This is a genomic window from Sphingomonas asaccharolytica NBRC 15499, assembly GCF_001598355.1.
Taxonomy (GTDB): Bacteria; Pseudomonadota; Alphaproteobacteria; order Sphingomonadales; family Sphingomonadaceae; genus Sphingomonas; species Sphingomonas asaccharolytica.
The window spans coordinates 19993-38558 of the sequence record NZ_BCYU01000002.1 but is presented as its reverse complement, the minus strand read 5'-3'; the positions used below and the strand labels follow the sequence as shown (position 1 = coordinate 38558).

The following is an 18566-nucleotide window of genomic DNA, read 5'->3' as shown; positions in this document are numbered from 1 at the left end:
GCTATTTCCTGGTGATCTTCCATCCCGCAGCCGCGGGCGGAGGTGCCCGGCGAACCGGAGGAGCCTGCGGCATGGGAGCGCCGTAGGTGTCAGACGTGGAGAAGCGCTTGATTTGATCGCCGCTGTAGCCCGCTAGCGGCCCGTAGCTCGTGATGAAGCCGCGCAGCACGTTATCGAGCGACTTGAAGCGTTCGCGGTTGGTGGCGATGAAGCCCCACCGGTTCGGCAGGGAGTCGGTGATGAGCTTCAGCTCGCGGTCGGAATCGGCGCCGGAGCCGGCAACGCGGAAAGCTTGGCGGGCCAGGAGCGGGATAGCCGCTACGGCGCCGTCGAACTCTTGGTTCTCTTGGCGGAACGGGTTGTAATCCTGCAGGCCGGCGAGACCGGTAGCCGTCATGTTCTTATCGTACATGGAGCGGACGCGGTTGAGCTGTTTTAGCATCGTCCGAGCCGCAGCGACCTTGGCGAATGCTGCTTGAGCCCCCTGCCCCGTTGGGGGCTTAACCGGCGTATCCACGTCCCCGGCCTGGGCCGAGGCAGGACCGCCCTGAGCTTGCTTCTGCATCGACTGGACGCCCTTGACGCCCGTTAGCTTCTTGATCTCTCGGGGGTCGGTAACGTCCGACCAGCCGTCGTTGTCTTGGTCCATTATCGCTTCAGCCTCTTCTGGATTTGGCCGTTGGGGCCGATGCGGTATTCGTACTTGTCGCTGTCGCCTCCAGCGCTGCGCCGCGCCGCATTAGTGCGGGAGATATCGATGCGTTGGGCGCCTTGGCTCAGTCGGGCATCACCCTGGCGGGTGGTCGCGGCAGACCGATCAGCGTAAATTCCGGTGCGCCGTTCGCGATCGTTCTGGACCTGGGACCGGTAGTCCGAGAGTGCGGAGGCGCTTTCATCAGCCCTCTTGCGCGTAAGAGCCTGGCTTACAGTCATGCCCATGCCAGAGGTCATCGCGGCATAGTTCGGGTCGTAGGTCTCCGGCATGGTCGAAGGGTCGACGCCGTAATAGGTCGGATTGGCTCGGATGCTGGCGTACGCCTGCGCCCGCTGGTCCTCAGGGAGCTGCATGAGCGAATACATGGCCCGGCCGTTGATGTCGGCAGTGTCCTTCGCCTTGGTCCGCTTGCGCTCCAGATAGTCCTGGAACTGCGGAACCTCGCGGACGGTCTTTTCACCCGTCGTGGGGTCGGTGATGACCTCAAAGGCACCATCAGGGCCGCCAAACGCAACGTCTTTGCGACGCTGGGCCTGCAGCTCCCGATCGAGGCCAAACAGGTTCTTGCCGGCGTTGCCGATGCCGTCCCATAGGCTACTGCCCGACAGGAGGCCGGTGCCGATCGCCAAAAGCGTATCTCGGCGGTGCGCTTTGTCCCAGAGGTCCGGGACCTTCGTGGACGGCGGCGCGGCCGGAAGACTCGTGGGCCCGGCTGCGGCCTGTACCGGAGGAGCGGCCGGCGCAGCCATCGGGGCTGGCGCGGGAGCAGCGGCAGGCGGAGCGTCGGGGACGTAGCCGTTTGGATACTGGCGCTTGTAGTCGTCCACTAGCTGGTCGAACGCAGATTGCGGCAACATTGGGAGAGCTTCTTTAGATGAAGGCGGCGGCTGTGGAGGCGACGCCGAGGAGGTTGGTTAGCAGTCCGTTGTTCTGCTTGGTGGTCGTGGTGCCCGACGAGGTGCCCGACTGGCCCCACTGATTGCCGCCGACGATGTTGTAGTAGCGGCTCAGCAGGTCCCATGGGCGTTGGTCTTGGCCCTGCCACTGATTGAAGTTCGCGGTATCCTGGCCTTGCCGGTTGGCCTGGTCCATGGCATCCGCCTGGGCGATTTGGTTGTACGCACCGTACCCCGTCTGGGCTCCGGCTTGCAGAGCGCCAATGCCCTGCCCTGCCAGGCCCGAGTAAGCTGACGCGGCGTTGCCGAGCGCTCCGAGCTTCTCGGAACGGTCCTGCAGGGCCAGGGAGAGGCCCTGGCTGTAAGCGTTGCCGCGCAGCTGGGCGCTGATGTCGCCAACACGATCCTCGGCGCCGCGGCGTGCGATGCCTTCGGCCACGCCGGCTCGACTGCTGTTGATGTTGCCGGTCCCGGAGGCCTGGCGGTCGATCGCGGGTAGTGTGCTCTCGTTGAGGTTGCGCGTTACGTCGCGGGCGTTGGCATCGATTTGGGCATCGAGGTACGGGTTGTTCGCATATTGGCCGGCTGCGGACAGCGTCGCCTGCGTCGGGTCTTCGTTGGCAGTCGCAAGGTACTGGTCGAGCGTGTCGCCGGCTTTGCCGGCATATCCCGCTAGGTTGGACCCGATGGAGCTGAGCGTACCGGCCGTCGATAGTCCGGTGCCGCTCGCGTAGTCCTTCAGTGATGAGAGGGCAGCCTTGGCGTCGTCCGACATGCCGGCATAGGTCTCGCCCTGGTAATACGGTGTGCCGGAACTCGCGTTGTAGGCGCCTTGGGCGCTGTTGAACGCGTTCTGGAGGTATGGAAGCTGGAACTGGGACGGACCCGTGTTCGTCGTCTGGTTGGTGGTTTGCTTGCTGGTGCCGCCGAAGAGGTCGCCCATGGGAGTCCTAAGAGGTGTGTATTTCCATGCGGTTCCCGCGGCGGTCGGTGAACGACGCAGCCCAGCGGAAGCCGAACATGGTGAGAAACTTGGAATGCTTGCGGTCGCCCGGCTCGTGCAGGGCGTAAAAGGGGCCGCCGTGCAGAGCACGAAGGGCCTGCCAATCGGAGCATAAGTCGCGCTTGACGCGCGGGGTCCATACGCCGTGAACGTCGCAGTGGATGAAGGTGTGCCGCGGCGTCGCCTGCTCCAGGTACAACGTGTACACGGGCCGGCGGACGACGGGCACCTTGAGCTGGTGGTCCGACTCCGGGACTTCCATTAGGTCCTCCCGGAGATCGAGACAGAGGTTATGACTACGAGCCGCCGCGTCCGTACAGGGTGCAGACGGTACCTGCTTTCAGGTTACCGCTAGCTCCGAAGAGACTGAGCGACGTGACCGGGGCTGTTAACTGCCATGTTCCGGCGGCGTCGATGTGGGACAGGTCAGGTGTGAAGCCAGACGAAGTAACATACCTCAGCATCCCATTCGCGGAGACGTGCTTCGGTATGGTGCCGCTGGCGTATCCATAGATTTCTACCGTCGCCGCTCTTAAGCCAATCGCGGTCCCGGAGCTGGCCGTAGGGGGGATATCCCCAAGGACCATACTGGTGGCAGCAAAGGCTGGACCACCGGAGCCGAAGCGAGCCGTCCAGTACCAGTCGTAGTTATTGCCGGTATCCCCGTTCAAGCGCATCGACAGCATATTCGCAGCGCCACACAGCGAGGACTGCGCCTGTACGATCAGCATTAGATCGGTGTAGCTGTTCGGGATGGCCGTAAAATCTACGGACGCAGCGTCTGACGCGAGAGTAACCTGGTCGATTAGCGTTAGGGAGCCGCTAGCACCTGCTGGACCTACTGGACCTTCGGGACCTTCGGGACCTTCGGGACCCTCGGGACCCTCGGGACCTTCCGGACCTTCCGGACCTTGTGGACCTTGTGGACCTTCCGGACCTTGTGGACCTTCCGGCCCCGCTGGGCCCACAGTGCCATCGATCTCGGACCAGGCACCGTCCTTGCGGCCGTACGTTTGTCCGTCTTCGGGGGCCTCGGCGACCCCCCCGCCGCCCAGGTCGGGTAGCCCCGCCAAGATTGGGTCGAGAGCCTGCAGGGTCGCCACGATGTCCGAGGTGGACGTGCTGACCCGTTGCATTTCGTTGTCGACGAAAGGCGGAAACGAGGTTGGCGCTGCCGGCCTCACTTGCCGACGATATGGCAGGAGCTTCTTGATGCGGTCGCGGACCGCGGCTAGCGCGGTTTCGTCGATCATCAGCGCCTCCCGCGGATTACCAGCTGGACGTCGAAGCCCGATAGCTGGAAGTCGCCCGTCCCGCGCACACCGAAGCGATATGCGAGGTATTTGCCGGCCTCGTTTATGTCGATTTTCGCCTCCGATCGCGGATCGAAAGACATCTCGTCGCTCCACGTGGGCTCAGTGTTGACCAAGTCGTTGGCCCCGAACTGCCAATAGGCATCTGACGGGTTCTCAATGCTGAGCTGCGGCCAGATTGCCTGCAGATGGGTGTACTGGGTCAGATTCTTGCCAAGATTGTCGAGGTCGAGACCTGTACGTTCGACGAAGGCCGGCTTGACCGCCTCGGGCTCGATCGACTGCGGCAGAGAGCCGCCGGTGATAAGGTCGAAACCGTAGAGCCGAGCGGCCGAAAGGCCCATTGAGGCGTCGGAGCGGCCCGCGAACAGCATATGCTGGCTCTCGTCGCCCTCCGAGGAGAGGAAGAGGCCCTGCGCGTCGTCCCAAAGGACCTCTTGGTCCGTCTCCCAGCTGTTGCCGGAGATGAGCGCGGACCGACAGGCGCCAGTGACGTTCGGAAGGTCGTAGAAGGTCCACGTGCCGTTGGCATAGTTGAATACGGCGGCGCGATTGCACCCGGTCGTCGGATTGTGCCAACCCACCAGGCGGTCGCTCGATGGGTAGCAGAAGCGAATCTCGCTGAGACGCGCATCGTGGCTGACGAAGCAGAGGTAGGATCGCGCCGTGTCTAGCGCGTCGAAGACGAACTCTCGGACCTTGGCGTCGGCGATCGAGCGCGGCTGGACGCCGTCGTGGACGTAAATGTCGTTGCGGTCGAACACGAAGTGCTGGCCACCGACTTGGACCACGCAGTTGGGACTGATTACGCCGCTCTCATCGAAGAGCTTTGTGAACTGGTAGATGAAGTCGCCGCCGACGTAGTCCATCTGCCACACCGAGTTGGTGCAGTAGATGATGAAGCTGTTTCGGAGGGCTAGCCCGTCGACGATCGTGTGTTGCATCTCGTTGACGATGTTCTCACCGGCCGAGTTGGTGGTGCTGGTCGGGTCCCACGATCCCGGAGGGGCACCGAAGGACGACAGGTCCGACCATTTGACCATGGTTGGGTAGTAGGCGCCGGCCTTCGTCACCCCGAGGGCGATCAGCTGGTCCTTGTAGGAACGCAGGACCTTGCAGCGATAGCCGTCAGGCCATGCAGGCAGCGTCTGGTACGCGCTGTCGCCTGGGGCCTTGTAGATCGGGGCGTGGGTGTCGCGGTTGATGTAGGACACGCCGCCCAGGAAGCAGCTCGTGATCGGTGTACCCTCGCTGGCTGCCTCCTGCCCCGCCGGGGTTAGATCCTCCAGCGTGTCGCCGTTGAGGCGCTTCACCGCGGAGAAATCTGCCGCGACCATAACGACCTCGTCGTACCCACCGGAACTCGGGGGAATCGCGAGGGCATGGCCGGGCTCGAAGTCGAGCGTGTGGACAGTTCGAGGGATCGGGCCGCGGGAGACGCGACCGTTGCGAAAGCGCACGTTGACGCCGGCCGTGAAGACGCTTGGGTCCTCAAGGTCGGCGGGGTTCATGTCCGTCACGATCCCGGCGGCGCCGAGCCGGCGGACCGGGATGGTGGGCAAAGTCAGACCTTGATGATGAAGTGGACCGCGAGAGACGGCTGGGTGACGTCGACCGTCACCGCATGGCTGTGGGCATCGACCGGGTTTAGTGAGATCGTAGCTGCGCCAGAGCTGGCCGTGTGGCCGCTCACGGTGATTCCGTGGCTGTGGCCAGGATCGGAGATCGTAGCGTCGTGGATGCCCGTCTGGGACCCGCCGCCCGCGTAGGTCGTCTGGTTGTGAAAATTGAGAGTGACGCCGGCCGGAGACGAAGCGGCGGTGGCCGTCAGTCCGGCGGCCTCGTGGGTGTGGCCTGGCAGGCTGCCAGTCGGCGTGTGCCCGCCGGCCGCTGCGGATGTGACGGTCTGGCTGGTCTGGCCGAACGGCGTGGTGACCGCGTGGGTCGCCGAGGCACCAACAGGCACGCGGTTCCGCATGTCCGGAGTGGTGACGTTGCCGGTGCCGTCGCTCTTGGGGGCTGAGCTGCCGTCGCAGATAGCCCAGCCGTCCGGACAGTCAGTCGCGGCTCCGTGCCACAGCATGATGGCCCCGGTCGGGACCAGAGAGCCGGCGAGGCCGTTGAGGAAGTCCTGGGTCACGCTGGTCCCGAGAGGACCGGTGATGCCGGGGAAGGTCGCCTTCAGGACGGCCTTGAGCATGCGAATGTGGTCGTCACCCTCCTTCAGCCGATCGGCGCCGGACGGGTTCGATGGGTTGAGTTGGTGGATGTACTGGGCGGTCTCAAGGGACATAGGGTTCCTCAGGCGCACAAGGCGCCGATAGGCGGACCGAGGAACGGACGCCGATGATTATGGTGGTGATTTCGGGAAGGCCCGCATCAAGGCGAGCATCGTTGGGACTTTGGAGTCTTAGGGTCCCTAAAGGGTCTCCAATATCGACTCTACTGAACTACCTATATCGACCCTTTAGGGGCTTTAAGGGACCTGTCGGCATCAGCAGACAATCCGCAGATGCTGGCAGTTGTGCTTATGGTCGCACTAATGCGGTCTTCTGCTGGAAAGCGCGTAGTATCAGTGAGTTATGGCGGGAGCCCAAATGACCAGGAGGGACCCAAAGGGACCCCGTAGCGATCGAGCAGCGGGCCTCGGAAATAGGGAAGCCTTGCTGACACATATGGGTCCCGAATGGGCCGGATGGGACCCAATGGGACCCGAGAAATAATAGGGTGGTCGTTCCGGCTCCGCAATCGTCCCCGCCGGGCTGCATGATCCCGCAAGATTCTCCAGGGAAACCGCGGCGTTACTGAGGTCCGAGCGGCCGCAGGGCGCGTCGAGCGAAGCCGCCAGTTTCGAGCCATGATTTGCCACAACCGAACGGGCTCCCGTCCTGTCGCCGGGAGGGACCCAAGCGGGCTATTCCCCCACTCCGGCCGTCCCCCACCCTGCCGAGACCCGCAGGAATCTGCGGTTTGTCACTGGATGCTGGAACACGCGCGTCCCCCATCGTGCCTAAGATTGTGGGGGATTGCGGCCGATTGCGGCATGCCATTGCCGAGCCTGGTAGACATTCAGGCCGGAGTGTCGCGGTCCGGGATACTCAACCATTCGGTTAAGTGTGACCGTGGGACCGGCAGGCCCTTCAGTCCCTCACGGTAACAGCCGCGATCTGATCCAACGCGATGAACCAAATGATCTCCTCGCGGACATCAAGCTCAACCCGCGCAAGGTTGATCCCGACGACCTCGGCTTTCTTCACGTCAAGGGCCGCAGAGTGACACTTGAGCACGAGGAAGACCGACCGTCCCCGGTCTTTAGCCGCCTGCGCAAAGCCCAGCAGCTCTACGCCCATCGCTATCTGTTCGGTCGCCATCGCTTAATTCTCCCGCTGCCGTCACGCCGACCCTAGCCGGTCCCGGTGTGGCCTGAAAGACTCACTCCGAGAAATCTGCAAGAGCACTGCATTTTCTGACAGTCTGCTATTGCGGACCGTGTACACGTGTGCAATATAGTCCGCAGATGCTGACAGTCGGCATCTGGTCACCGGGACCTTCCCGGCTCTGAGAGGGACGCAATGAAGCGTCATTGGACCGAAAGGCGGATCATCCGCTGGGCGGTCTGGGCGACGGTAGGGCTCAATCTAGCCGCCGCCCTCCTAGGGCTTCTTAGGAAGCTCTAGCGCCAACCCCCGAACCGGCAAGAGAACCGGGAGGGGGCCTCTCCGAAATAGCAAATCGAAGCGCCAAGGAAAAGAGACCATGACCACCCCCGCAAATCCCTTCATCGTCACCCCCGAAGACACCCGCCGCGACCCGTATGTGGACGTCGCAGCGGTCGCTAAGGCCCTTGCTGAGACCTGGGGCGCCACCCTGGGCGAGTGCGAACCGGGCTCGTGGGGCATCGGTCGCATTGTGATGGACGACCTTGTCGTGACGGTTACCGCCAATGACCAGAAGGCGGGTGGCATCCGCGTCTACACCGGCGCCCCGACGATCACCCGCCTGACCGGCACGCTATACGATGTCGAGTGGCCAGCGGCCAAGGCAGACACCGGCAAGGGCATCGAGAAGCTCGCGGCGGACCTGAAGCGCCGTGTGCTCGATCCAGCCGCCGAGTCCGTTGCCGCTGCCCGTGCGAAGCTGGCGACCATGAACACCGATCGCGAAAACCTGGAGCGCCATGCGGCTGCCCTCACGGCGGCGTTTCCCTTCCTGGACATTCGCATTCCCGAAGGCGTGAACAAGTGGGAGGCCCCCGTCTACGTAGTCAAGGACGGTGTGAACCTCATGGGCCGGTTGAACTCGGACGGTGGGCTCTACCTGGACCGACTGAGCATCGTAGGCGCCGATCGGCTCCCTGCGTTCCTGGCTGTGCTCTTCGGGGCCGGCGAAGTCGCGTCCAAATAGTCCGCAAATACTGACATTCCGCAGAAGGAAAACACCATGTTGACCCAAGTAATCTACCTGACCCGCAAGGCCGATCGGGAACGAATGGCCGCCGACATCCGCAAGGCCCTTGAGCCTCTCGGGGTGGCCGTGGAGGTCCGCGAGGGCCTCGGGCGCTGCCTCTTTGTCAACCTAGCCGGGGAAGGCCTGGAGGCCAGCGTATCGCTGGATGCCTCCAACGGGAGCGAGGCGCCGCTGATCCACTGGCATAACGCCGCTAGGCCCCTTGCTGGCGTCCGTGGTGCCTGGGTGAGCGTAAACGCATATCACGGGCTCAAGGCGACCTCGCTGCCTTCAAGCATGATCGACCTAATCGAGAAGCTGCAACGCGGCTTCCGGGCGGCGGCTGACGGTTCGGCATTCAGGAACCCGCCGGCCGATGCGGAAGCGGTGCCGGCCAAGCCAGTGGAGCGCCAGCAAGCGCCAAAAGGCCACGGCTGGAAGGTCCGCCGGGCCTCGCAGTCTCTCCAAGCCTGCGGGAACCGCGATCTCTACCTGACCCACGCGGCCACCGGCGCCGCCGCGTCGATCGCTCCCGATCGGTCCGGGCTGTACAAGGTGCACCTAGCCGGCGCCGCGTTCCCTGGGTCTTTCAGCACTCGCGGCGAAGCCTTTGCGCACGTGTTGCAATATGGCTTGGCGGCATACTTCGAGACCACCCCGGAGGTGCTCGCCGCCTTCGCCAAGGTCGGGCTCGATCGCTGGCAGCGTCAACAGATGATCAGGGAGCGCATTAGCGCCGAGCGGGGCCTCAATGCTGACGCCTGGGCCCTCTGCGATGACCCCGAGTACCTCAAGGCCTGCGAGGCGCTGGACCGGCTCACGCTGGCCCGTGCGGCCTCTCTGGAGGTGGCAGCGTGAACGCCCCCGTTCTCCCGCCCCTCGCTGCGCCTGCAGTGACGACCCGCGAGGGCTGGCTTCTGGCCTTCACGGACCTGGCCCGGCCGCAGTTCGAGGCCGCAGGCGCCCCCCTGCCCGACCGCGTCCGCGTCTCGGTGGGTTTCCCCTCCAAGGGCAACCGGTCCAAGGTCATCGGGGAATGCTGGTACAGCGAGGCCAGCCAGGACCACGCGGTAGAGGTCTTCATTCGGCCCAGCCTGCAGAGCGATAGCGCCCGCGTTGCCGACGTCCTAACCCATGAGCTTGTGCATGCGGCGCTCGGCAAGGGCCAGGGGCACGGCCCCAAGTTCCGCAAGGTTGCCCAGGCACTGGGGCTCGTCGGCAAGATGACCGCGACCGTGGCGGGGCCTGGCTGGCACGAATGGGCCGATGCGATCCTGGAGAAGCTCGGACCGCTGCCGGGTGCCCAGCTCGACGACCAGGCCCAGCTAGAGGGCGGCAAGAAGACTCAGACCACGCGGTATCTGAAGGTCACTTGCGATTGCTGCGGCTGGACTGCTCGGGTGACGGCGAAGCATCTGGGCCTAGAGGGTGGCGTCCAGCAGACCCTTAGCTGCCCCGTGCCAACCTGCGACGGCGAGCTGGTGCAATCATGACGCTGGAGGAGCTGATAGCGGCCGAGCGTCGCGCGGTGGACACGGCAATGCCCGGTTTCCCGGCCGCCAAGCGCAAGCGGCTCTACGCCAAAATGCGGATGTTCTCCGCAAAGGTGCAGAGCCAGCCCCTGCCTAACAACGTGTCGGTGGATGACGCCTGGTTGCAGCTGATGCTGCGGGCGAAGGACCTTGCGGGCGTCTCCGACCCCGGCGGCTTCTACCTCCCACCAGCGAGCCGCGCCTGAGGCCACCGGAGGGCCAGGCGATCCCCGCGACACGCCGGCCCCGAGGATGGCCCCAGGCCATCACGAAGGAGATAGATTGATGCGACTTTACGTCACCACTCGCGGCTCCTGGGCGGGAACCCAGGACGACGCCAAGGCCCTAGCGAAAGCCGAGGGGGGAACATGGGAGCTGTCCGAAGTGCCGGTGGACAAGGCCAGCCTCCTGGGCTTCCTTAACGCCCACAAAGTCGGCGCGTGCGAGCAACAATCGGACGGGCTGTCCGGCGCTTCTCACGACACCGGCAGCCCTGGCCACAGCGGCAAGCCCGAAGGCCAGCTCAAGCCCGCTGAGGTTGACGCGAGTGTACACGCGGCCCCGGCCGGAGCCAAGCCCCTCCATTATCACGAGAACTACGGCCGAGCCCTCCAGGTCGCACATGATTGCGACATTGAGGAAGCCATCGGCCGCGCCGATCTCCGGCGGACAATCAACCTGACCGATCACGTCTTTAGCCGCTTGCGGGAACACGTCGACGCCGCCAGGGCACTTGAGGGAGCCCGGCAGTGACCGACAAGGAATTATTCGCAGCCGTGCGGGCCTTGCCGCACATGACAATCGCGAAGTTCGAGGGGGAGTATCGCGTCTCCTATAAGCTCGACAGCATTGCCGCAGCCCAGCCGAGCTGGAGCCACTGGCATCGCCGAAACCATGCCGAGCAGACGGCCAGCTATACGGGCGACCGGGACGACGCCCTGGGCACCGCAAAGGCCCTATCGGACTATATGACCGAGCTGCTGGCACGCAACGCCAGCGCCGCGTCAAATCGGAGCGCTCAAGCGGCTTCTGGCTGAGCCGGCGGATATACGCGCACTGCGGGCAGGCTGCCGGCGGGCAGGTAACGCAGGACCTCCTTCGCCGGCACGGTCGGATCGAGCCAGGCCGCCCACTGCTCGGGGGCTAGCGGGACGATCTGCCGGTGATGGTAGGGCGCGATGTCTTCGCCCGCGTCCATGGTCAGCATGGTGAATGCCTCGCCGACCTCTGGGTGCGCCCGCCAGATACCCGCGATGCAGAACCAGGGATGATCCTTCAGCGTAAAGAGCCACTTGGTCTTACGCTTCTCCCCAGGCAGCGGATCGGTGAACTCGTAGAAACCGTCCGCGACAATTAGGCACCGGCCTGACGTGAACGCGCGACTCTCGGAGCGGAAGTTGTAGACGGGTTTGCCTCGCGCACCGGGCCAGCTCCAGCGCCGATTGACCAGTTCACCGACCGCTCTGCGGTTCCCTGGGTCCCTGTTTGCGGTGCGCACAATCGGCGCGACGTCAGTCATTTTGATGTCGGCGCGGGGCGCGTCCTCGGGCACGCCTTCCGGCGTCTCGATGTTTATTTCAAGGTCGTCGAAGTCCTCCATGATCGAAGCGATCTCGACTTCCTGGCGATAGTCATTGCACATGCGGGCAGCCCTGTTCCTTCACCTTGCGTCTAGCCGTCGTTCCTATTATGTTCTTAACGTGAACTCCGCCGCTACACCCTTCGACTCGGACGCCCGCGAAGGCAGTCTTCGGCCTATCATCCGATGTAAACCGAACGAACCTGGAAGAAAGGAATTGGTCAACGCGCATTGGGGTTCCGACCCGCGGTTCGGCAACGGAATTGAGTATCGATTCGTTAGATCTGAAGGAAAGAGTTTTCCCGGCTTTCGCTGCCTGATTCCGGCCTCCGAGTTTCATATGAAGGTCGACCGCAAGCAGTACCGCGTGCACCTAGAGGACGGCAATTTCTTCTACTTGGCCGGCATTTGGGAGCCAGCGATGGGAGACTGGCCGCTTTCGTTTCGCATCATCACCGTTGCCGCAAATCCAGAAGTTTCTCGGTATCAGGAGCGGCATGGCGCGATCATCCGTCGCCACCAGGTGATGGACTGGCTCGATCGGACGGTGCCTGAAAACGAGTTGCTGGCGACGCCGCCGGCTCATATTTTCCTAATCGATAAACTTGGCTCGGAGGCGAGACAACCAACGCTCGCCCTGTAAGGCCGGCGGTGAACCACAAAGCGTAGGGTCAGCGATGCGGGAGCCGGTGTATCAGCTCTGCTTAGCGGGTGGTGCAACGTTAGCCTGGACGACCCCCTTCGCCTTCCTCCTAAATCGAGCGCGATCAACGAGGAACGGCGAGTGGACCAAGCTGCGTGCTGCGCCATAGAGCTGGGCGGTTTTGATTCCGGCAATAATAGCCGTCCCCGCTGCACCTATGATGTCGCCGAGGTTATCGGGCGGCGGGGCGCCTCGTAGCGATTGGTTTTGCAGTTCCGTGGATGTTGCGAGCCACGCCTGGTAAGCCAAGATCAGCGAGGAGATCGCGCCTGTTTGCTCCGGAAGGTAGATATGGATCAGCATCTGGGCCCGCGCTCCGGTCCTATTTGCTTCGGTCCAGACGCGTTTAAGGTTGTCTCTGGCTGGCGCCCTTTGATCGAGGTAAGGCGTAAAAATGTCGAAATGCGCCTGCGGCCACGCCAACACACTATCGGCCCAAGCAACGTAGGCCTCTACGGCAGCTTCTGCTTTGGAGAGCAGCAGAGCGTTCCTTTCTCGACGCTCTTGTAGTGCGAACAGCAGGATGCCTGAAACAAGACCCGAAAGAAGCACAGTCACTAAGATTTGGAAAAAAATTAGCAACCCGGCCCCCCTGGCGTATCAACGTCGACTATTTCGCTTCTTCTTAGAGATAGAACGGGTCAGATGAAAGAACCGGCTGACGAGCTGGCTGTTCGTCGGGATCGCAAACCAGCCGTCATCCTCGGGCTTCGGGGGTGGCGGCTTCGGCTTTGAGGCCGGCAGCAACATCACCGACGCGGACGATCGGCACAGCCGGCACCGAAAGCGCCTGGCCGCCCTCTCCAGGTCTAGCGGCCACCCACGGGCCTGGAAGTCCTCCCAGGGCGGCGGCTCGACCACAGAGCCACGCGCGCACTTGAAGCACCAAACCCGGAGCGACCAGTCGTTGGCGTGGAGATCGCGGAGAGTCGGCGGGAGTCGCATGGCCCCAGTAGAACGCATAGGGAACAAAAGGATGCAAGCCGGCGCCGATTGAGCCGTCACCGAATCGGGCGAAATTCTTAACGATCCCAGCTTGATCGCCGAGTCGACATAGGGCATTCTGGCAATGGGTGTGGAAACCCGGACTTCACATAAGGCGGCTCCCCGTTGGCGCGGGAAGACGCTGAGGGCCTCTAGGGCCTGCGGATCACGCTTGGCGGCGTGTCCATCTCTGGATCATGTATCCGGGGGCGGTGCGCCATGTCCAGAGCTTCGGCTTAAAAGCCCCGACCTGTCTGTGAAGCAGGTTTCCACCCCCCGGTAACAGGGGCCCTGCCGTGCGTGGGTCCGGTGTGGGGTCGCTCAATTTCGAGGTTAACCTGTTCCAAAACACCATAGGAATTTTCCTACACGTTCGGAACATAGTAAGAACACCCGAGTCGAGTCGAAGTGCAGGAGCTGAGGTACATGATGCAAGAGCGGGTCGAGACGGATGGCGCCGAAGATGCGCTGCGGATCGGTTTGGACGAGGGACACGCGGAACGGATGGGCGGTGGCATGTTCGTTCTGTTCCAGGAGGTCGACGGCCGGGTGCAGTCGATAACGGTTAGCCAGGACGATCTAACGAAGCTGCTGGCGGCCGCGTAGGGCCAGGTGCGACAGCCCAGGACATTTAGGGGTCGAGGGGAAACCTTTGGCCCCTTCTCTTTGCCGGAAACGTTCCAGTAACTGCCTGGGCCTATGCCGCTGGCAGCGAATAGGAGGCTCCCCATGGGTCTGTTTGGGTGGATTGCAGTGGCCGTTGTGGCGCTCGGGATCGTCTGGGCCAGCTCGGCCGATCGGCGCATTGCGGCCGTGCGGCGGTGGTCGAAAAAAGAACCCCCGGCCCGGTGAGGGGCTAGGGGACTTTCGGTCACGCGAGGAACTCGGCGATGCGACCTGACACGCGCTGAGCACGGGCAAGGATCGAGAAGGTCTCGGAGTCGCGGCCGTAGCTGGCATCGCGCTGGGCGATCTCACGGCGCCGCGCAGCCTCTTGCCGGGCATAGCTGGCGTCGCGGAGTTTCATCTCGGCCGTGAGGTGCGCTTGAGCGCGAGCCTCGGCCTTCGAGATGCCCTTTTGCAGACGGCTGAAGCCGCCGGCAATCGCGTCTTCAGTGGGCACCAGCAGGCCGTAGAAGGCCACCATGGCGCGGTGATACAGATTCTGGAACACGGACATTCCTTTCAGGTGTGGGCGAGCCGGCAGATGCCGAGCACGATGTCACGGAGGCTCAGCTCAAGAGCTTCCAGGTAGGACGCCCCTTCCCAGCCCTCATCCACCCAGCGCTCGGCGAAGAGGATCAAAGCCCAGAAGGCGACGACTGTGGAAAAGGTGCCGGCGAGGGCCAGCAGGCACCCCAGGACCCACGCGATCGGCGGGCCGAACACCAACAGGACCAGGAGGGACAGCAGGACGATCGGGACGAAGCGGCTAAACCCCATGGGTGTCCCCTTCGTCCGCACTGAACGCCGCGTATGCCAGGCCGTAGACCAGCACTGCCAGTACGATCACCAGGAGCGTAACCGGCAGCCACGGAGCGTAGATCGATAGCGCCAAGAAGCCGCCGATGGCAGCCAGCAATGCTGACGCTTTCAGATGCTGGATCATTTCGACCCCCGCGATCTCGGCAGGCCTTCTGCGGCCTCCAGTTCGTCCTGGAGTAACGCGAGGGCACGCCAGGCCAAGCGGGCGGTATGGCGAACGCCGCGCCCGTCGAGTTTCCCACGGTCCACGAGGTGCCGCATGATCTTGTTCGGGTGGTCGGTGGACTTGTCGCGTGCCCAGTGCATCGGCTCGCCGGGGTTGTGCTGGTCGTTGCCGATCTTCGAGACTTTCGAGACCTCGGCCAGAGCATTCGGGAAGTAGTCCAGCAGGCCATCGGCCATCGGGTACTCGCCACGCTTTGCGTCGTCGTCGGGGAGCGAAAGCTCGTTTAGCGGCGGGCCGCCGTTGTGTCCGATCGGGGCCGGAGCGACATTCCGCAGACGAGGCAGGCGGCGGGCGTACACGGGTCGCCCGTTAGAGCGGAACAGCGTACCGTGATCGACGTGGGGATCGCCAAACCGTTCCCGCGTACCCGGCGGCAAATCGACGGCGAGGTCTTCGCCCGATAGATGATGAAACTGTGCGGGCGTGCCGTCCTCCAGCTCCAGAGGTAGCGTAGTGTCGATCATCGGCCGCCCACCGCTTGCTGGAGGAACGGGAGGAGCGCTGCGGCCTGCTTCTCGCTGATGATGACGTTGTGGAGCTGGCCTTCTTCGTCGACCTGCGACAGGGCAATCACGCCGTCCCCCATGTTGGTCACGGTGAGCGCGTCGTACCCTTCGTCCGTCAGCACCTCGGTGCCACGGAACGTGTTTAATTCGTCCATGGGGTTTCCTTTTGGGGGTTAGGCTTCCAGCTCGATGTCGAACTGTGTGAGCAGGCAGGCTTCGCGCTCGATCAGCAGGGCCAGGCAGGCCTCCACGTCCTGAGACGTGAGGACCAGCGAGACCGCGCCGGACTTGGCGTTGACAGTGAGGCTTCCGCTCACGCAGGCCGCCGAGACCTGCAGGCCCCGGAGGTTGACGATGCGGTTCGCCGAGGCGCCGACAACGCGGGCTTCGGCCTCCGTCATGCGGCCTTTCGGCTTCGCGACGGTTGGCAGATTTTTCATTCTCTCGTCTTTCAATCGGATGCCAAATACTTCCAGCAGCTGGCGGTTTTCCGCAAACTAGAAAGAATTTAGTCTTCTGACCTGGGAACTATTCGTCCCGTGTCGGGTCCACGAGTTAGGCGCCCTGCGGGTTCCACAGGATCGGCCGGCGCTTGAGGGTGTCCCAGTCGCCATGGCGCAGGATGCGGGCCAGGCGAGCATTAAGTAGGGCCAGGTCTTCGGGCGTTTCCACGCCGGCTTTCGTCAGCGCCTCGGGCTTCTTGCGGCAGCCTTCGCGGTACGCGGCGAGGATGTTCTCCCAGGGGTCGCCGGGCTTCGCGAGGACCGCTTCGGCCGTCTTGGGCCCAATGCCTGGGCAGCCGGCATAACCGTCCGTGCTGTCGCCCATGAGGGTCTGGAGGCGCCAGAAGTGATCGGCGCTTTCCTCGTCTGTCTCGACCAGGTCGCCACCGCGCCAGATTTCGACGTTCGGCAGCGTCTTCATGTCCTTGTCTTCGGACACGATCACGCGACGGACCGGCGAGGGCCTGGTGGCCAGGATGCCGATATAGTCGTCACCCTCCAGGCAGTTCTCGGAGTAGACGCGGAAGCGCCCCTCCTCCCGCAATTCGCGGACGATCTCCCAATAGGAAAGCGGCTTGCGGCTGGCGGCCCGGTTGGCCTTGTAGAGCGGCCAGACGTCGAGGCGGAAGTTGTTGGTCCCTGAGAAGACCAGCACGGCCTCGTCGGCAAACAGCTTCTTCATGTAGCCCTCGACTGAGGCCACGAAGTTGTCCTTCGCTTCCTCGCGGGAGCAATTGAGAATGTCGACGGTGTCGCCTTGCTCGTTGGTGAAGCTGGCGACCCGCTCGACGGCCGAACAGTCCCGGTAGAGGACGAAGTCGGCGTCGATAAGGAGCTGAGTGGTCATGCGGGTCCTATCGTTGCCCGACGCGACAGCGGGGCGGCTCGGGGATGGTGAAAGGTGGATGGCAGCCGGCGCCCAGCAGGATCGCGAAGATCAGAAGGACTACCCCCACTATTCCTCCCGATCCCGGGCTGGAGCCGGCAGGGCCAGCGGCGGAACCAGCGAGACCTCGACCTCTGCGAATTCGGCCTCCTCAATTTCCTCCAGAGGGCGCGAAGGGAAATGGGTGTAAAGCCTGCCCATCAGCGCTTCCTCTCGATGATCTCGGTGGTCACGCGGGCCAGCTCGGCCCAGCCGCCTTTGGTGCGCTGCTCGGCCGCGAAGGCCCTCGCGTGAATGGCGGGGTCCTTGCCTTCTAGGCGATCGAACTGCTTTCGGCCGCCTTGGTAGCGGACCTGGTAGGCGACCTGCGGGCCGCCGCGGTTCGTGAGCAGCATCAGGCCTCCGCTGCCCCCTCGAAGGCGCGGAGCAGCACGAGCGCTTGCTCGTTGTCGCCGAGGACCAGCTCGTCTTCGAGCTTGCGGTAAGCCTCTGTCAGCTCAGCAGTCTCGCGGTCGATCTCCGGCTGGTTGACCTTCTGATCCCGCTCAGCGGTGAAAGTGACGCCGTACTCCCAGCCATAGCGGAGTTGGCCAGCCTTCTTGTCGATCTTGAAGGCACCAGCCCTTAGCGCATCGAGTTGTTCGCCGGTCGACAAGCGGACTGCCGGAGTCGTGTGCTTCGCAACGATGGCGTCCTTGCGGTCGCGGAATACCCGCTCTGCGCGGGCGCGGGCGTACTTGAGTTGAGCTTGGTTCATTTGGGTGTCTCCAGGTGCGCGGGGCACGGGTTGGAATTGGCTGCCCGGAGACGATCGCGCTCGGCGATGCGGACACGTCGGTCTGCCATCGCGAGACGAGCCAACGTGTACACGTCGTCACCTTTGCGGGCGAGGTCGCCGGGGTAGGCAGGCATGGGAACCTGCTCGACCGCGCAGGGCACGGCGATGGCGACTTTGGCGATCGTCGGGGGCGGCGGTGCTGGGTCCAGCTTGGGCAGCTCGGGCGCGGCCGCGTGCATACAGCCGGCAAGGAGCGGGAGCGCAGGGAACGGCAAGCACCACCAGACCCTTGCCGTGGACGCGAGGCGACCGATCAGCGCTGGGCCGTCAGCTACCAGGCCGAGCAAGCGGGAGAGCTTAGCGGACATTCAGCAGCTCCTGTTCGATGAGGGCACGGGCCGCCTCGCAGCGGTCTCCAGGGGCCGGCGCGGGCAGTTTGACGATCTCGGCCGCGCGAGCCTCCTCGCCCTTGGCGCCGTCCTCGGCCTTGAGGATGTTGGCGATGTAGGCAGCGCGATCGGCGTCGCTCTGGCTCTTGAGGCCGTCGATCGAATCCGACTGCAGCTTGATGATGCCGTCGCGTTCCGTCAGGGCTTTGCCGCGAGCATTGGCCTCGCCGATCGCGAGGGTCGCTGCGGCCTCGACCTTCACCAGCGCCGAAGTCAGCGTGGCGTTCTGCTCATGGGCGGCGTGCATCCGGTAGGTCTGCAGTCCCGCAAAGGCGGAAGCAGCGAGCGCAGCTGCGCCCAGGCCGCCCGACAGATAGCCGAGCAGCTTGGTGGTTATGGCGAACATTTCAGTGCTCCAGGGGATTATGGAAGCCGAGCGGCTCAGGCAGGCGGAACAGTTCGTTCCCCTTCAGGTCGTAGAGGCCCGTGGCGATGGGGCCGCGCCCTCCAGGGACGTCGAGGTCCGGGAGAAGCGCGTCCACGATCTGGTTGTGATCGTCCGGCTCGATCGAGGGGACCCATCCGGCCGCCCGGCCCTGCCGAGTGGCGTAGCGGGTCATCG

At 63.9% G+C, this 18566-nt stretch carries 29 protein-coding genes; 8 read left to right on the top strand and 21 right to left on the bottom strand.

Annotated features, from left to right (window positions below):
• Position 1: 1 nt before the first annotated feature.
• The 7 genes from SAS01S_RS00780 to SAS01S_RS00745 form a co-directional block, all read right to left on the bottom strand.
• Complete coding sequence (locus tag SAS01S_RS00780) at positions 2-649, bottom strand: hypothetical protein (protein WP_066803350.1); 648 nt, start codon at positions 647-649, stop codon at positions 2-4.
• Positions 649-1572, bottom strand: a complete 924-nt coding sequence (locus SAS01S_RS00775) for a hypothetical protein (protein ID WP_066803347.1) — start codon at positions 1570-1572, stop codon at positions 649-651. Before SAS01S_RS00775 ends, SAS01S_RS00780 begins: the two co-directional genes overlap by 1 nt.
• Positions 1573-1585: 13 nt before the next feature.
• Entirely contained in the window at positions 1586-2554 is a 969-nt protein-coding gene (locus tag SAS01S_RS00770; RefSeq protein WP_066803340.1) for a hypothetical protein, read from the bottom strand.
• Between the two features lie 7 nt (positions 2555-2561).
• Positions 2562-2876, bottom strand: coding sequence for a hypothetical protein (locus tag SAS01S_RS00765; protein WP_066803337.1), 315 nt, complete (start codon positions 2874-2876; stop codon positions 2562-2564).
• 990 nt (positions 2877-3866) lie between these two features.
• Entirely contained in the window at positions 3867-5489 is a 1623-nt protein-coding gene (locus tag SAS01S_RS00755; RefSeq protein WP_066803331.1) for a hypothetical protein, read from the bottom strand.
• A 2-nt stretch (positions 5490-5491) separates the two neighbouring features.
• On the bottom strand, positions 5492-6220 hold the full coding sequence (locus SAS01S_RS00750) for a tail fiber protein (protein ID WP_066803329.1): 729 nt from the start codon (positions 6218-6220) through the stop codon (positions 5492-5494).
• Positions 6221-7067: 847 nt separating this feature from the next.
• The gene (locus SAS01S_RS00745; RefSeq protein WP_066803326.1) at positions 7068-7298 is read right to left on the bottom strand and encodes a hypothetical protein; all 231 of its coding nucleotides are present in this window, start codon (positions 7296-7298) and stop codon (positions 7068-7070) included.
• Between the two features lie 385 nt (positions 7299-7683).
• Between SAS01S_RS00745 and SAS01S_RS00740 the strand changes: the two genes are divergently transcribed.
• From SAS01S_RS00740 to SAS01S_RS00715, 6 genes are all read left to right on the top strand, one after another.
• Positions 7684-8331 (top strand): hypothetical protein, encoded by a 648-nt coding sequence (locus SAS01S_RS00740; RefSeq protein WP_066803316.1) that lies wholly within the window; start codon positions 7684-7686, stop codon positions 8329-8331.
• 36 nt (positions 8332-8367) lie between these two features.
• Complete coding sequence (locus tag SAS01S_RS00735) at positions 8368-9231, top strand: hypothetical protein (RefSeq protein ID WP_066803314.1); 864 nt, start codon at positions 8368-8370, stop codon at positions 9229-9231.
• 35 nt (positions 9232-9266) lie between these two features.
• Entirely contained in the window at positions 9267-9866 is a 600-nt protein-coding gene (locus tag SAS01S_RS00730; protein WP_066803312.1) for a SprT-like domain-containing protein, read from the top strand.
• Positions 9863-10111 (top strand): hypothetical protein, encoded by a 249-nt coding sequence (locus SAS01S_RS00725; RefSeq protein WP_066803310.1) that lies wholly within the window; start codon positions 9863-9865, stop codon positions 10109-10111. The genes SAS01S_RS00730 and SAS01S_RS00725 overlap by 4 nt, the downstream gene beginning before the upstream one ends.
• Positions 10112-10190: 79 nt before the next feature.
• Positions 10191-10658, top strand: coding sequence for a hypothetical protein (locus tag SAS01S_RS00720; RefSeq protein WP_066803308.1), 468 nt, complete (start codon positions 10191-10193; stop codon positions 10656-10658).
• Positions 10655-10942 (top strand): hypothetical protein, encoded by a 288-nt coding sequence (locus tag SAS01S_RS00715; protein ID WP_066803305.1) that lies wholly within the window; start codon positions 10655-10657, stop codon positions 10940-10942. The genes SAS01S_RS00720 and SAS01S_RS00715 overlap by 4 nt, the downstream gene beginning before the upstream one ends.
• Here the strand turns inward: SAS01S_RS00715 and SAS01S_RS00710 are convergent.
• Positions 10924-11547, bottom strand: a complete 624-nt coding sequence (locus SAS01S_RS00710) for an SOS response-associated peptidase (protein WP_066803302.1) — start codon at positions 11545-11547, stop codon at positions 10924-10926. The two genes, SAS01S_RS00715 and SAS01S_RS00710, sit on opposite strands and share 19 nt — an antisense overlap.
• Between SAS01S_RS00710 and SAS01S_RS23220 the strand changes: the two genes are divergently transcribed.
• A complete protein-coding gene (locus SAS01S_RS23220) occupies positions 11546-12127 on the top strand; it encodes an SOS response-associated peptidase family protein (RefSeq protein ID WP_281179301.1) in 582 nt (193 codons plus the stop codon). The genes SAS01S_RS00710 and SAS01S_RS23220 overlap by 2 nt on opposite strands.
• 51 nt (positions 12128-12178) lie before the next feature.
• Here SAS01S_RS23220 and SAS01S_RS00700 read toward each other — a convergent pair whose 3' ends face one another.
• Complete coding sequence (locus SAS01S_RS00700) at positions 12179-12745, bottom strand: hypothetical protein (RefSeq protein ID WP_218016224.1); 567 nt, start codon at positions 12743-12745, stop codon at positions 12179-12181.
• Between the two features lie 852 nt (positions 12746-13597).
• Between SAS01S_RS00700 and SAS01S_RS00690 the strand changes: the two genes are divergently transcribed.
• Positions 13598-13777 carry a hypothetical protein gene (locus SAS01S_RS00690; RefSeq protein WP_157082610.1) on the top strand — a complete coding sequence of 60 codons (180 nt, stop codon included), beginning with the start codon at positions 13598-13600 and terminating at the stop codon, positions 13775-13777.
• 265 nt (positions 13778-14042) lie between these two features.
• On the opposite strand, the gene SAS01S_RS00685 is transcribed toward SAS01S_RS00690, so the two are convergent.
• From SAS01S_RS00685 to SAS01S_RS00635, 12 genes are all read right to left on the bottom strand, one after another.
• Entirely contained in the window at positions 14043-14345 is a 303-nt protein-coding gene (locus tag SAS01S_RS00685; protein ID WP_157082609.1) for a hypothetical protein, read from the bottom strand.
• 11 nt (positions 14346-14356) lie between these two features.
• Positions 14357-14614: a hypothetical protein gene (locus SAS01S_RS00680; protein WP_066803287.1), complete on the bottom strand. Its 258-nt coding sequence runs from the start codon at positions 14612-14614 to the stop codon at positions 14357-14359.
• Complete coding sequence (locus SAS01S_RS22330; protein WP_157082608.1) at positions 14604-14780, bottom strand: hypothetical protein; 177 nt, start codon at positions 14778-14780, stop codon at positions 14604-14606. The genes SAS01S_RS00680 and SAS01S_RS22330 overlap by 11 nt, the downstream gene beginning before the upstream one ends.
• Positions 14777-15346, bottom strand: coding sequence for a dATP/dGTP diphosphohydrolase domain-containing protein (locus SAS01S_RS00675; protein WP_066803284.1), 570 nt, complete (start codon positions 15344-15346; stop codon positions 14777-14779). Before SAS01S_RS00675 ends, SAS01S_RS22330 begins: the two co-directional genes overlap by 4 nt.
• Entirely contained in the window at positions 15343-15543 is a 201-nt protein-coding gene (locus tag SAS01S_RS00670) for a hypothetical protein (RefSeq protein ID WP_066803281.1), read from the bottom strand. The genes SAS01S_RS00675 and SAS01S_RS00670 overlap by 4 nt, the downstream gene beginning before the upstream one ends.
• A gap of 18 nt (positions 15544-15561) precedes the next feature.
• A complete protein-coding gene (locus tag SAS01S_RS00665) occupies positions 15562-15828 on the bottom strand; it encodes a hypothetical protein (RefSeq protein WP_066803277.1) in 267 nt (88 codons plus the stop codon).
• A 115-nt stretch (positions 15829-15943) separates the two neighbouring features.
• Positions 15944-16738: a 5'-3' exonuclease H3TH domain-containing protein gene (locus tag SAS01S_RS00660; RefSeq protein WP_066803274.1), complete on the bottom strand. Its 795-nt coding sequence runs from the start codon at positions 16736-16738 to the stop codon at positions 15944-15946.
• A 239-nt stretch (positions 16739-16977) separates the two neighbouring features.
• Positions 16978-17172: a hypothetical protein gene (locus SAS01S_RS00655; RefSeq protein ID WP_066803271.1), complete on the bottom strand. Its 195-nt coding sequence runs from the start codon at positions 17170-17172 to the stop codon at positions 16978-16980.
• Positions 17172-17534, bottom strand: coding sequence for a hypothetical protein (locus SAS01S_RS00650; protein ID WP_066803268.1), 363 nt, complete (start codon positions 17532-17534; stop codon positions 17172-17174). Before SAS01S_RS00650 ends, SAS01S_RS00655 begins: the two co-directional genes overlap by 1 nt.
• The gene (locus SAS01S_RS00645) at positions 17531-17923 is read right to left on the bottom strand and encodes a hypothetical protein (RefSeq protein ID WP_066803265.1); all 393 of its coding nucleotides are present in this window, start codon (positions 17921-17923) and stop codon (positions 17531-17533) included. The genes SAS01S_RS00650 and SAS01S_RS00645 overlap by 4 nt, the downstream gene beginning before the upstream one ends.
• Entirely contained in the window at positions 17913-18350 is a 438-nt protein-coding gene (locus SAS01S_RS00640; protein WP_066803262.1) for a hypothetical protein, read from the bottom strand. The genes SAS01S_RS00645 and SAS01S_RS00640 overlap by 11 nt, the downstream gene beginning before the upstream one ends.
• A 1-nt stretch (position 18351) precedes the next feature.
• Positions 18352-18564 carry a hypothetical protein gene (locus SAS01S_RS00635; RefSeq protein ID WP_066803259.1) on the bottom strand — a complete coding sequence of 71 codons (213 nt, stop codon included), beginning with the start codon at positions 18562-18564 and terminating at the stop codon, positions 18352-18354.
• Positions 18565-18566 lie beyond the last annotated feature (2 nt).

Excerpts from the sequence above, each read along its gene's own strand:
- SAS01S_RS00780 (WP_066803350.1), bottom strand. The coding sequence starts at position 649 with ATGGACCAAGACAACGACGGCTGGTCGGACGTTACCGACCCCCGAGAG.
- SAS01S_RS00775 (WP_066803347.1), bottom strand. The coding sequence starts at position 1,572 with ATGTTGCCGCAATCTGCGTTCGACCAGCTAGTGGACGACTACAAGCGC.
- SAS01S_RS00770 (WP_066803340.1), bottom strand. The coding sequence starts at position 2,554 with ATGGGCGACCTCTTCGGCGGCACCAGCAAGCAAACCACCAACCAGACG.
- SAS01S_RS00765 (WP_066803337.1), bottom strand. The coding sequence starts at position 2,876 with ATGGAAGTCCCGGAGTCGGACCACCAGCTCAAGGTGCCCGTCGTCCGC.
- SAS01S_RS00750 (WP_066803329.1), bottom strand. The coding sequence starts at position 6,220 with ATGTCCCTTGAGACCGCCCAGTACATCCACCAACTCAACCCATCGAAC.
- SAS01S_RS00745 (WP_066803326.1), bottom strand. The coding sequence starts at position 7,298 with ATGGCGACCGAACAGATAGCGATGGGCGTAGAGCTGCTGGGCTTTGCG.
- SAS01S_RS00740 (WP_066803316.1), top strand. The coding sequence starts at position 7,684 with ATGACCACCCCCGCAAATCCCTTCATCGTCACCCCCGAAGACACCCGC.
- SAS01S_RS00735 (WP_066803314.1), top strand. The coding sequence starts at position 8,368 with ATGTTGACCCAAGTAATCTACCTGACCCGCAAGGCCGATCGGGAACGA.
- SAS01S_RS00725 (WP_066803310.1), top strand. The coding sequence starts at position 9,863 with ATGACGCTGGAGGAGCTGATAGCGGCCGAGCGTCGCGCGGTGGACACG.
- SAS01S_RS00720 (WP_066803308.1), top strand. The coding sequence starts at position 10,191 with ATGCGACTTTACGTCACCACTCGCGGCTCCTGGGCGGGAACCCAGGAC.
- SAS01S_RS23220 (WP_281179301.1), top strand. The coding sequence starts at position 11,546 with ATGCGGGCAGCCCTGTTCCTTCACCTTGCGTCTAGCCGTCGTTCCTAT.
- SAS01S_RS00710 (WP_066803302.1), bottom strand. The coding sequence starts at position 11,547 with ATGTGCAATGACTATCGCCAGGAAGTCGAGATCGCTTCGATCATGGAG.
- SAS01S_RS00690 (WP_157082610.1), top strand. The coding sequence starts at position 13,598 with ATGATGCAAGAGCGGGTCGAGACGGATGGCGCCGAAGATGCGCTGCGG.
- SAS01S_RS00680 (WP_066803287.1), bottom strand. The coding sequence starts at position 14,614 with ATGGGGTTTAGCCGCTTCGTCCCGATCGTCCTGCTGTCCCTCCTGGTC.
- SAS01S_RS22330 (WP_157082608.1), bottom strand. The coding sequence starts at position 14,780 with ATGATCCAGCATCTGAAAGCGTCAGCATTGCTGGCTGCCATCGGCGGC.
- SAS01S_RS00675 (WP_066803284.1), bottom strand. The coding sequence starts at position 15,346 with ATGATCGACACTACGCTACCTCTGGAGCTGGAGGACGGCACGCCCGCA.
- SAS01S_RS00670 (WP_066803281.1), bottom strand. The coding sequence starts at position 15,543 with ATGGACGAATTAAACACGTTCCGTGGCACCGAGGTGCTGACGGACGAA.
- SAS01S_RS00665 (WP_066803277.1), bottom strand. The coding sequence starts at position 15,828 with ATGAAAAATCTGCCAACCGTCGCGAAGCCGAAAGGCCGCATGACGGAG.
- SAS01S_RS00660 (WP_066803274.1), bottom strand. The coding sequence starts at position 16,738 with ATGACCACTCAGCTCCTTATCGACGCCGACTTCGTCCTCTACCGGGAC.
- SAS01S_RS00655 (WP_066803271.1), bottom strand. The coding sequence starts at position 17,172 with ATGCTGCTCACGAACCGCGGCGGCCCGCAGGTCGCCTACCAGGTCCGC.
- SAS01S_RS00650 (WP_066803268.1), bottom strand. The coding sequence starts at position 17,534 with ATGAACCAAGCTCAACTCAAGTACGCCCGCGCCCGCGCAGAGCGGGTA.
- SAS01S_RS00645 (WP_066803265.1), bottom strand. The coding sequence starts at position 17,923 with ATGTCCGCTAAGCTCTCCCGCTTGCTCGGCCTGGTAGCTGACGGCCCA.
- SAS01S_RS00640 (WP_066803262.1), bottom strand. The coding sequence starts at position 18,350 with ATGTTCGCCATAACCACCAAGCTGCTCGGCTATCTGTCGGGCGGCCTG.
- SAS01S_RS00635 (WP_066803259.1), bottom strand. The coding sequence starts at position 18,564 with ATGACCCGCTACGCCACTCGGCAGGGCCGGGCGGCCGGATGGGTCCCC.